General features: G+C 64.0%; 9 protein-coding genes. 5 read left to right on the forward strand and 4 right to left on the reverse strand.

The features are described from left to right. Positions 1 to 943 (forward strand): GNAT family N-acetyltransferase (locus WCB02_RS15105; RefSeq protein WP_423959083.1); only part of this gene is annotated, 943 nt, incomplete at its 5' end. Positions 944 to 990: 47 nt separating this feature from the next. Further along, positions 991 to 1428 (forward strand): HIT family protein, encoded by a 438-nt coding sequence (locus WCB02_RS15110; protein WP_423959085.1) that lies wholly within the window; start codon positions 991 to 993, stop codon positions 1426 to 1428. A 14-nt stretch (positions 1429 to 1442) separates the two neighbouring features. Here the strand turns inward: WCB02_RS15110 and WCB02_RS15115 are convergent, their stop codons facing one another. The 3 genes from WCB02_RS15115 to WCB02_RS15125 all read right to left on the reverse strand — a co-directional run bounded on the left by WCB02_RS15115 (position 1443) and on the right by WCB02_RS15125 (position 3505). Continuing rightward, positions 1443 to 1643, reverse strand: a complete 201-nt coding sequence (locus tag WCB02_RS15115; protein WP_423959087.1) for a GDCCVxC domain-containing (seleno)protein — start codon at positions 1641 to 1643, stop codon at positions 1443 to 1445. A 256-nt stretch (positions 1644 to 1899) separates the two neighbouring features. Continuing rightward, complete coding sequence (tsaA, locus tag WCB02_RS15120; RefSeq protein ID WP_423959089.1) at positions 1900 to 2391, reverse strand: tRNA (N6-threonylcarbamoyladenosine(37)-N6)-methyltransferase TrmO; 492 nt, start codon at positions 2389 to 2391, stop codon at positions 1900 to 1902. A 94-nt stretch (positions 2392 to 2485) separates the two neighbouring features. Next, the gene (locus tag WCB02_RS15125; protein ID WP_423959090.1) at positions 2486 to 3505 is read right to left on the reverse strand and encodes a transglycosylase SLT domain-containing protein; all 1020 of its coding nucleotides are present in this window, start codon (positions 3503 to 3505) and stop codon (positions 2486 to 2488) included. 165 nt (positions 3506 to 3670) lie between these two features. On the opposite strand from WCB02_RS15125, the gene WCB02_RS15130 reads away from it, so the two are divergent. From WCB02_RS15130 to WCB02_RS15140, 3 genes are all read left to right on the forward strand, one after another. Next, the gene (locus tag WCB02_RS15130) at positions 3671 to 4024 is read left to right on the forward strand and encodes a PilZ domain-containing protein (RefSeq protein WP_423959091.1); all 354 of its coding nucleotides are present in this window, start codon (positions 3671 to 3673) and stop codon (positions 4022 to 4024) included. A 105-nt stretch (positions 4025 to 4129) separates the two neighbouring features. Then, positions 4130 to 4288, forward strand: coding sequence for a hypothetical protein (locus tag WCB02_RS15135; protein ID WP_423959093.1), 159 nt, complete (start codon positions 4130 to 4132; stop codon positions 4286 to 4288). A 43-nt stretch (positions 4289 to 4331) separates the two neighbouring features. After that, on the forward strand, positions 4332 to 4664 hold the full coding sequence (locus WCB02_RS15140) for a c-type cytochrome (RefSeq protein ID WP_423959095.1): 333 nt from the start codon (positions 4332 to 4334) through the stop codon (positions 4662 to 4664). A gap of 42 nt (positions 4665 to 4706) precedes the next feature. Here the strand turns inward: WCB02_RS15140 and WCB02_RS15145 are convergent. After that, on the reverse strand, positions 4707 to 5586 hold an 880-nt coding region (locus WCB02_RS15145), incomplete at its 5' end, for an NmrA family NAD(P)-binding protein (protein ID WP_423959097.1).

Genomic DNA, 5586 nt, shown 5'->3' on the forward strand with positions numbered 1-5586 from the left:
GAAATCGCATTCGCAGGGCGAGTACGTGTTCGACCGCGGCTGGGCCGATGCCTATCAACGCGCCGGCGGCCGCTATTATCCGAAGCTGCAGGCCTCGGTTCCCTTCACGCCGGCGTCCGGGCCGCGCCTGCTGATTCGCGGTGATGCCGATCGCGAACGTATCGGCGACGCGCTGGCGAGCGGGCTGATCGCGCTTTGCGGTGTCAGCAAAGCGTCATCCGCACATGTGACTTTCGCGCCCGAGGCGGAATGGAAATTCCTGGCGCAACACGGCTTCCTGCAGCGCACCGACCAGCAATTCCATTGGCACAATCAGGGTTTTGCGACGTTCGACGATTTCCTGGCGACACTCAATTCGCGCCACCGCAAGGCGATCAAGCGCGAGCGGCGCGATGCGGTCGCAAGCGACATCACGATCCACTGGCTGACCGGAGCTGATATCACCGAGGACGCCTGGGACGCGTTCTTCGCGTTCTACATGGAGACCGGCTCGCGCAAATGGGGCCGCCCTTATTTGAGCCGCAAATTCTTTTCGCTGATCGGCGACAGCATGCCCAAGGACGTGCTGCTAGTGATGGCGCGACGCAACCACGGCTGGATCGCCGGCGCCATCAACTTCATCGGCGGCGACACGCTGTTCGGCCGCAACTGGGGCGCGATCGAGCACCACCCGTTCCTGCACTTCGAGGTCTGCTACTATCAGGCGATCGACTTCGCGATCAAGCATCGCCTTAAAGTGGTCGAGGCCGGCGCGCAGGGCGAGCACAAGATCGCGCGCGGCTACCTGCCGCAAACCACCTACTCCGCGCATTACATCGCCGACCCCGATTTCCGCCGCGCGATCGCCGACTATTTGAAGCGCGAGCGGGCCTATGTCGCCGAAGCCGGCCGCGAACTCTCCGAGGCCGCTCCATTCCGCAGGGACAGCGACGAGCCGTCTTGATTTTCCTGATGGCCGTGAGATGAGAAGTGGACCTTGGGAGCCCCGCCATGCCTGACTACGAAAAACATGCCTATGACACCAACAACATCTTCGCCAAGATTCTGCGCAGCGAGTTTCCCTGCCACAAGGTCTATGAGAACGAGCACGTGCTGGCGTTCCTCGACATCATGCCGCGGGCGCCCGGGCATACGCTGGTGATCCCGAAGGCTGCGGCCCGTAACATCCTCGACGTCAGCCCGGATGACCTTGCCCATGTCGCCATCGCATCGCAAAAGATTGCGCGCGCTGCGATGACCGCGTTCACCGCGGACGGCATCACGCTGCAGCAATTCAGCGAGACCGCCGGCGGACAGGTGGTGTTTCACCTGCACGTCCATGTGATGCCGCGCCATACCGGCATTGCACTATTGCCGCCGGCGAGCCGCAAGGAAGACGTCAAGGTTTTGGAGGACAACGCGACCAGGCTGATCGCGGCGCTGGAGTAGCGCCTTCGCATTGTTCATGCACAGCAGGTTCCCGATTGTTTCGGAGGGCACTGGACCGAGCCGTAGGAACAGAATACGCAGCAATCGCCCGCAAGCGGTTTCAGCTTGGTGCCACACCCCTTGCAGATATAGAAGAACTGGCACGCATCCGTGGGCATGCGTTCGATCGCCTGATGGCCGCAGGACGGACATGTAACAACCGACTCCCGTTGCACGTTCGCTCTCCTCTTGATAACCAAGGCTGTTTGATAACCAAGGCTGTCTTAGACTGGCTTCGGTGCAGGGCCACCCACCCATTCAGCCATTCCGGCAAAAAGCACCGCCGCCGGCGTAACCTTTCGGCCGTTCGCAGCGAAGCTTCCGGAGCCTTACCGCAAAATCCTGAAAGCGGGGCGCAATGGCTTGGCGGCACGTAGAATCCGCTGGGATTGGGCAGGACTCGCCTCATCTCTTGGGACAAGGCGGGGAAGCTCACTCCGTCTCGAAGTCGCCCGCCTGCGCCGCCGACAAGGGCGTGAACTCGCAGCGATCGGGCTTGATGTCCAAAAGCGGCGTGCCGTCGAGACAGTCGAGGCCACGCACCAAGACCGCGTTGCCCTCGATGGCAACCAGTTTCACGATCGAGGTCGCGATCGGATTGGGCCGCACCGGCGAGCGCAGCGAGAAGGTGCCGCGGGTGGATTTGTTGTTTTTTGGGCTTTGCAGCACCAGATCGCGACGCGACCGGTCCAGCCAATAGAGCACTTCGAGGTTCGAGTAGAAGTCGACGCCCTTCAGCGCAGCGACCCAGGGCTCGAAAATCTCCAGCCGGCACACCGGGCCATCGTGACGTCCCTGTCGCGGCGTCTCCAGCCGCGAGGTCCAGGGGGTGCGGATGCGGCCGATGAAGACGAGGCCGGCATCGGTCGCCGGCGGTATCTCGACCGCGCGTTCGCCTTCGCGGAGCTCGTTCTCTCGGACCATCGCCGCCTCCGGGTTTTTTCCGCCGCAACGTAACTGTCCGAGCCACCATTTGCCAACAAGCATGAAGGTCTCACCGCGAGCACGATCGGCGCCCTCAATGCCTGACGCCCATGTTCCGCAGCACGAAGCAGGCGCCGCCGGCGCGACGGATTCGACTGCAGAGGTCGTCGGCGGCGGGACGCGTGTCGGCGCCGATCCGCACCTGATAGAAGGCGCGCGTGCCGCGGCTGCGAATCACCGAAGACAACAGGCTCGGGTCCTGATCGCCGATCACGGCTGAGAGATGTTTCATGGCGCGGGCGTACATCGCAAGCGCCCTGTTGCGATCGAAGCCCGCGGCGAGCTGCACGCCCCAGAGCTTGGCGGCGGCAAGCTCGACATGCGCTTCAAGCTGGGTGATGAACGGATTAGGCGCGCGTTTCAGAAGCGCCATCAGTTCGTGACATGAGGTCGGCTGCGCGGTCGCGGGCAGCTTACCGCCCTTGGTCGCCGCCGCCCAATCCTCGACACTCGCGCCGGTAATGGCCGAGACATAGTTGCGGGTTTCGTACGGCATCGACCCGCTGCCGGCGAGCCAATCCTGCACCCGGCGCGGACCGGCATTATAGGCGGCCGCGGCGAGCCCGAGATTGCCGAACTGGTTGCGCAACTCGCTCAAGAATTCCGCGGATTTCGGCAGCGCCTGCACGGGATCGAAGGGATCGAGCAGCCGCCGCTCGCTCGCCGTCCCAGGCATGAATTGCGCGATGCCCTCGGCACGTTGGCCGTTGCGCGTTACGGGGCCCATGGCATCCGACTGAAAGCGGCTTTCCTGCCAGATCACGCGGGCGAAAAACTCCAGCGGCAGGCCATTGGCTTTCGCTGCGGATTCGATCATCAGGCAGATCGCCTCGCGCGTGTCACTCTCCCGCGGATCCGCAGGCTTCGCTGGCGCGCCTGGGGGCGCGGGCCTCGGCGGCTCGTTCGGGACGGCCTGCTCCTCCACGCTCGGCCGTGCGACGTCCGTCTTCGCAGGCGAAGGATCGTCGGCCAATGCGGCGGTCGCTGCGGACAACGACAGCGCAATGGCGAGGCACAACAGGACGCGCATACCGACAAAAGCCTCTGGGGCCATGCTGGTTCCCAAAGGGCCTGCTTTATACACGAGGCGGAAACACGGCGCGGATCGGGTCAAATTTGAGCGGAATTGGTTTACGTTAACGTGACATTGGCACGCAGGCCACCTTCCCTGCCCGGCGCAGCCGCGTAAGAGTTCCGGCGTCATTTGGGGAGCGAGACGATGCAGGATCGGCGGCAGAGCGCGCGGGAAAAAGTACTGTTCGGCGGCGTGGCCGAAATCAGCAAGAGCGGACCGGCCATGGATTGCGTGGTTCGCAATCTCAGCGAAGACGGCGCCTGCGTCGAGTTCAATTCGCCGCGGGACATTCCCGACGCGATGCAGCTCGCCATCGCGCGCAAGGGCCGTTCCTATCTCGCCACCATGATCTGGCGACAGGCCAACCGGGTCGGGCTCGCCTTCCGCGCCATGGTCACCGATCCTCCCGAGAGCGATCTCGCCGAACGCCTGCGCAGAAGCGAGAAGAAGAAGCGGCAGCTCGAGCAGCGCATCAAGGAGCTGCTCAGCGACGGTTGAAGCGCGCCGCGGTCGGCCGCCCCCCGGCCCCCTGCCTTGACCTGTCTCAAGTCCGCCAGCCGACGGGATGACATGGTGATCTGCTTCAAGGATTTCGGGTATCCCATGCACAGGCTTGCACCAAAGGCGCTTTTCGCAATCTTCACGATGAAGACGGCGCACAAGCGGCCCAACTGGGATCGCATCATCCTGCTCGGTTCGCTCGCGGTCAGCGCCGTCCTGGTCGCGCTCTACGCCTATGGCAGGGCGACCGGACGCTGGTAGCCGGCGCCTGCCTGGACCCCGCAATGGAACGGAGAAACTCGCCGTGACCAAGGCTTGGTTTGCGCTTCTGATCATATGCCTCTGGAGCGAGCCCGGCCATGCCCTCGATCGCGAGCAGCAGCACGGAAAGGAGCTGCTTGAGAGCTTGTGCGGACGCTGCCATGCGGTCGGAGAGAACGGCTTGAGCTCCCACGCCGACGCCCCGCCCTTTCGCAGCTTTGGCGACGACAAGCTCTACGACGACCTCGACAAACGATTGCAGGGCGGCCTGAGCACTATTCACCCCGATATGCCCACCTTCAGGTTTGACCGGGAAGACGCCGAGGCCGCCGTCAATTACCTCAAGGCCATTCAGGAGCACAGCAAGCCGAAATAGTCGCCGCATCGGCCATTATTGTTCCGTACGCCGGCCGTTTTGCTAAGCATGCGTTGCCATCCAGCTGGACGAATCCCTGGCGAGCAAATAGCCATCGATCTGGGGAGCGCCGAGGCGGGCTTCGATCAGGCCGACATCCGGCTTCCGCGCCATCAGCGCCGCCAACAGGCCCGAGGTTTCGCGGAGCGCTCCCGCAATTCCCCTGACCGCCTGCGGCGAAGCCGTTACATAGCGTCGCGCGATGCTGCCGAAATCCTCCGGCCCGATGCCCGCAACCTGCTCGACGGCATCGGTGGGCGCACCGACGCCGAACGCATTCCCCTGGTAGTCCTGCAGGAACCAGAACAGCTGGGAAATGACGAATTCCGAAATCCCGAGTGAAGCGGCCGCCTTGAGAAACATCGGCAGCGGCACGTCCTGGTACGACACACGCCGGCCCAGCGCCTTGCCGATCGCTTCTGCGATCTCGGCCGGCGTCAGCAGCCGCGGCCCGGTGGGCCGATAGGCCTTGCCGACATGGGGCGCGGGATCGGCCAGGCAGGCGACGATGACGCGGGCGATATCCTCATTCGAGGGCGGCGCATTCAGCCCCTGCCCCAACGGCAGGCCCAGCAAGCCGAATTGCGCGGCCTGTCCGAGCACCGCGAAGTAATTATCCGCGAACCATCCGGGTTGAACGGTGATCACGCCGATTTCGGCCAATCGCGACAGCATCCGGCTGGTGAGCCACTTCTCGCGGGAATGGACCGCCGGATGAACCGCGTCGGCCACCCACTGACTGAGCTGGACGACGGCCTCCAATTTTGCGTCGCGCGCGGCCTCGGCGAACAGCGCCGCGCGGCGCAGCGTTCCCGGTTCAAGCGGCGGGCAGAAATAGGCGCGGACGACGCTCTTCATCGCGGTCTCGAGATCCGGATAGCAT

The sequence above is a fragment of the Bradyrhizobium sp. genome (assembly GCF_049581145.1).
Classification (GTDB): domain Bacteria; phylum Pseudomonadota; class Alphaproteobacteria; order Rhizobiales; family Xanthobacteraceae; genus Bradyrhizobium.